The sequence below is a fragment of the uncultured Microbacterium sp. genome (assembly GCF_963521695.1).
In the GTDB taxonomy this organism is placed as follows: domain Bacteria; phylum Actinomycetota; class Actinomycetes; order Actinomycetales; family Microbacteriaceae; genus Microbacterium.
In genome coordinates, this window is record NZ_CAUQWC010000277.1 from 1 (window position 1) to 3,880 (window position 3,880).

Below are 3,880 nucleotides of genomic sequence, written 5' to 3' on the forward strand. Positions count from 1 at the left end.
GGCGTCGTCGACCCCGACCTCGAGACGGACCGCCTGTGCGAGCTCGTCGGGCTGGAGGCACCGGATGCCGCCGTCTCCCGGCTCGCGCTCGGCGACCGCCAGCGCTGGGCGGTGGCGCGGGTCCTGGCATCCCGCCCGCGCGCCCTCGTGCTCGACGATGCGCTCGCGGCGCTTCACACCACCGCCCGCGCGGAGACGCGGGACCGCCTTGTGCGCGAACTGCGCGAGCGCGGAGTGACGACCCTCTGGGCCACGCGCGACACCGCCGAAGGCGCAGCCGTCGCCGACGAACTCGTCGTGATGGACGAGGGACGGATCATCGCCCGAGGCTCCCCCACCGACGTCTACGGACGTGTCGGAGACGCCGCCGTGGCGGAGGTCCTCGGGCCGGTCAGCACGGTGCCGGGGATCGTCGAGGGCGCCGTCGTGGAGGTCTGGGGCCAGCGCCTGTCCCTCGCCGGGACGGCCCACGACGGTCACTGCGAGGTGGTGGTACGACCCGAGAACGTGGTGCTGGTCGATGCGGACGCGCCGGGGGTGGACGCCATTGTCGAGGAGACGACGTTCCTCGGCAGCATCCGCCGTTCGACCGTCCTCACCGCCGACGGCAGCCGTGTCGTGGTCGAACACCCTGCGGAACGACGCCTGGACGACGACGCCCGCGTGCGCATCGCTCTCGCCGCCGTGCCGGCGAGCGTCCTTTCCCAGGACTGACGGAGGCTGCTCACTCGGGCGGAGCGCCATCGCCGCGCACGACACCCTGCCGCATGCGCCCGCGGGTCAGACAGTCCCGCCGGCGCGGGCGGGGTCGTGATCAGAACGGGTAGTCGACGCAGGAGCGCTCTGCGACGACGGAGCGAACGAACTCCGCCACCTCTTGGTGCGCCGGGTGCACCTGGTACCGCTCGAGGGCGGCGGCGTCGGCGAACTCGCTCACGAGCGCGACGTCCCAGTTGGACTGGGGATTGACGACGTTGCGTCCCACCTCGATGTGGTCGATCTCGGTCACGACGTCGCGGAGGGCGAGGAGCCTGTCGGCGATCTGCTCGGCGTGCAGCGCACGGGTGTCGGCGTCGTCGGCCGCGAGCTTCCAGAGGACGATGTGACGGATGCTCACGAGGAGGCTCCTTCGGAATCCGCCGCGATGAGCGCGGCTCGCAGACGGTCGGCGGACACACGCCAGTGGGCGTGCAGTTCGCCGTCGATGAGCACGACCGGGATCTTCTCCCACCACACGGCGTGCAGTGTCGCGTCATCGGCGATCGAGACCTGCTCGATCTCGACGCGCTCGGCGAGAGCCGCGGGAAGGTCGGCGACTACCGTCTCGATGATCTGCTCGGCCACGTCGCACAGATGGCAGTCGGGTTTGCCGATCAGCGTGAGGGTCGTCACGCCTCCATCCTAGGAGGCTCGGACGCGCTCAGGACTCGACGGCGTATCCCGCCGCGACCCATTCACCCGTGCCGCCCTCGACGTTCGTCACGTCGTGACCACGCGCGGCGAGCGCTTCAGTCACTCTCGCGGATCGGCCGCCGACCTGGCAGATCACGTCGAACGGCTCGGCCGGCAGCTCGTCGAGGTGCTCACCGAGGCTCGACATCGGCAGGTTCACCGCGCCGGGCACGTGGCCCGCAGCGAACTCGTGCTCTTCGCGCACGTCGATCAGGGGGCGCTCGCGCCCCGCGTGCAGGTCGTGGACCGTGATGGACTGCATGCTTCTCCTCCTGAAGGGGCGTCGCGACGACCCGGATGCCGGAGCGTCACGAACCCGCGACGGATACACGAAGCGCCCGTCGCATCGGACAGGCGCTCGGTGTGGTGGCCGCTTTACTTCTTGTTGCGGCGCTGGTGACGAGTCTTGCGAAGCAGCTTGCGGTGCTTCTTCTTCGCCATGCGCTTACGGCGCTTCTTGATGACAGAACCCACGGAAAACCTCACTAAGTCGGGGTCTGGGTGCCGATTTCGGCCCCCGGGAACAGCAGGCGATGGAAAAAAGCCTCGGATCAGTCTAGCCGACGTCGGACACCGGTCGCTGCACGAGCGCGGCGACCGCCGATTCGGGCACACGATAGCTGCGTCCGAAGCGTACCGCGGGAAGTTCGCCGGCGTGCACGAGTCGGTAGACCGTCATCTTCGAGACGCGCATGAGCTCGGCGACCTCGGCGACCGTCAGGAACCGCACGTCCGGCAGCTCGGCCATCGTTCACCCCTCGTTCCGGGTGGACTCACCCTGATGCTGACCACACTCTAGAGTCTGGGCGTAACGGCTGTAAACCGGTGCGCCGCCTGTGACGGATGTGCATTCCGAATGCCGCACACGGTGGCATCCACGGTCACCTCCGCCGGGAGATCACCGCCCGGGAAGTTTGCGCAGCGCCGTCGAGAACGAGTGCTTCACGGACGCGGCTGCCCGGCCGACCACCTCGGCCGCGTGCACGGCGGACTCCGGCAGAGCCGGCTCGTTGTCTTCGTCGATGGAGAAGAAGGGGACCAGCCAGTCGTCGACCTCGTCGAGGGGCGCGACGGCGAGGCTGTAGTAGCGGTGCTGCCCCATCTCGCGAACCGACACCAACTCGGCCTCCCGCAGCACCTTGAGGTGCTTGGAGACGGTGGGTTGGCTTACGCCCAGGGCCGCGACGATCTGCGACACGCTGGTTCCGCGCTCGCCACCGGTCGCCCGGTCCAGGAGCAGCTGAAGGATGTCGCGACGCGTTCCGTCAGCGATCACATCGAAGATGTCCGCCATGGCATCAGATTAGCCAAGCCCCGGCCCGAGTACCATGATTCGGGTTCGGGCACCGAAGGGAGCGGCGCATGGCGGCGACGCCGAACGAGGTGCGATTGCCGGTGCGACTACGTCGCATCGCGTTCACGGCATGGGATCGTCTGCGCAACCTGACGACCGCTTCTCCCGCGCGTTTCGCGGTCCTGGTCTTCGTGACGCTGATCCTGCTGTTCACCGCCTTGTTCTCGCTTCCCGCCGCTGCGGCCGACGGCCAGGTCACACCGTTGGCCGACGCCCTCTTCACCGCGGTGTCGACGATCTGCGTGACCGGACTCTCGACGGTCGACATGTACTCGCACTGGTCACCGCTCGGCCACGCGATCACCTACGTCGGAGTCAACGTCGGCGCCCTCGGGGTGCTCACCCTGGCATCCATCCTCGGTCTGGTGATCTCCAAGCGGTTGGGGCTGCGGGCGAAGCTCATCGCCGCGGGCGACAGCAACCCGCTCCGCGCCCACGGCGGGCCGGTCAACGAGGGCCAGACCGTGCGCCTGGGCGAGGTCGGTCAGCTGCTGCGCACGGTGGCTCTGTCGACCCTCGTGATCGAAGCGGGGTTGACCGTGCTCATCTACCCGGCACTCGTGGTCGGCGGGATCGACCCCCTGGTCGCCCTCTGGGAGGCGCCCTACTACGCGGCGATGGCGTTCACGAACACCGGATTCGTCCCGAACGCCGACGGGCTCACCCCCTTCGCGCAGGACTACTTCCTCCTGACGGTGCTGATGCTGGGTGTGTTCCTCGGTTCGATCGGCTTCCCCGTCATCTTCACCCTGTGGCGACACCACTGGCGCTTCCGGCTGTGGTCGCTGCACACGAAGCTCACGCTCATCACCACGGTCATCCTCTTCGTGCTCGGCGCGGGGTTCATCCTGCTTCTGGAATACGACAACCCCCTCACATTCGGGAGCATGGATGCATGGGACACCACGTTCCAGGCGTTCTTCCTCTCGGCGATGACGAGGTCGGGCGGTTTCAGCGTCATCGACATCGGCGACCTGAACGGCGCGACCCTCATCGTCGGCTCCATGCTCATGTTCGTGGGCGGGGGCTCGGCCTCCACCGCCGGCGGCATCAAGGTCACGACCCTCGCCGTGT

8 protein-coding genes are annotated in these 3,880 nt (G+C 68.3%); 2 read left to right on the forward strand and 6 right to left on the reverse strand.

Annotated features, from left to right (window positions below; genetic code table 11):
• A partial coding sequence (locus RWP81_RS15100; protein ID WP_314457468.1) for a TOBE domain-containing protein occupies positions 1 to 714 on the forward strand: 714 nt, incomplete at its 5' end.
• Between the two features lie 100 nt (positions 715 to 814).
• On the opposite strand, the gene RWP81_RS15105 is transcribed toward RWP81_RS15100, so the two are convergent.
• From RWP81_RS15105 to RWP81_RS15130, 6 genes are all read right to left on the reverse strand, one after another.
• Positions 815 to 1,117, reverse strand: a complete 303-nt coding sequence (locus tag RWP81_RS15105) for a Dabb family protein (RefSeq protein WP_314457470.1) — start codon at positions 1,115 to 1,117, stop codon at positions 815 to 817.
• Positions 1,114 to 1,392, reverse strand: a complete 279-nt coding sequence (locus RWP81_RS15110) for a glutaredoxin family protein (protein WP_314457472.1) — start codon at positions 1,390 to 1,392, stop codon at positions 1,114 to 1,116. Before RWP81_RS15110 ends, RWP81_RS15105 begins: the two co-directional genes overlap by 4 nt.
• A gap of 28 nt (positions 1,393 to 1,420) precedes the next feature.
• Positions 1,421 to 1,714 (reverse strand): rhodanese-like domain-containing protein, encoded by a 294-nt coding sequence (locus tag RWP81_RS15115; protein WP_314457474.1) that lies wholly within the window; start codon positions 1,712 to 1,714, stop codon positions 1,421 to 1,423.
• Positions 1,715 to 1,827: 113 nt separating this feature from the next.
• On the reverse strand, positions 1,828 to 1,926 hold the full coding sequence (locus RWP81_RS15120) for a 30S ribosomal protein bS22 (RefSeq protein ID WP_003792170.1): 99 nt from the start codon (positions 1,924 to 1,926) through the stop codon (positions 1,828 to 1,830).
• An 82-nt stretch (positions 1,927 to 2,008) separates the two neighbouring features.
• A complete protein-coding gene (locus RWP81_RS15125) occupies positions 2,009 to 2,200 on the reverse strand; it encodes a helix-turn-helix domain-containing protein (RefSeq protein WP_055955713.1) in 192 nt (63 codons plus the stop codon).
• 150 nt (positions 2,201 to 2,350) lie between these two features.
• Positions 2,351 to 2,746 carry a metalloregulator ArsR/SmtB family transcription factor gene (locus RWP81_RS15130; protein ID WP_314457479.1) on the reverse strand — a complete coding sequence of 132 codons (396 nt, stop codon included), beginning with the start codon at positions 2,744 to 2,746 and terminating at the stop codon, positions 2,351 to 2,353.
• 68 nt (positions 2,747 to 2,814) lie between these two features.
• Between RWP81_RS15130 and RWP81_RS15135 the strand changes: the two genes are divergently transcribed.
• A partial coding sequence (locus RWP81_RS15135; protein WP_314457480.1) for a potassium transporter TrkG occupies positions 2,815 to 3,880 on the forward strand: 1,066 nt, incomplete at its 3' end.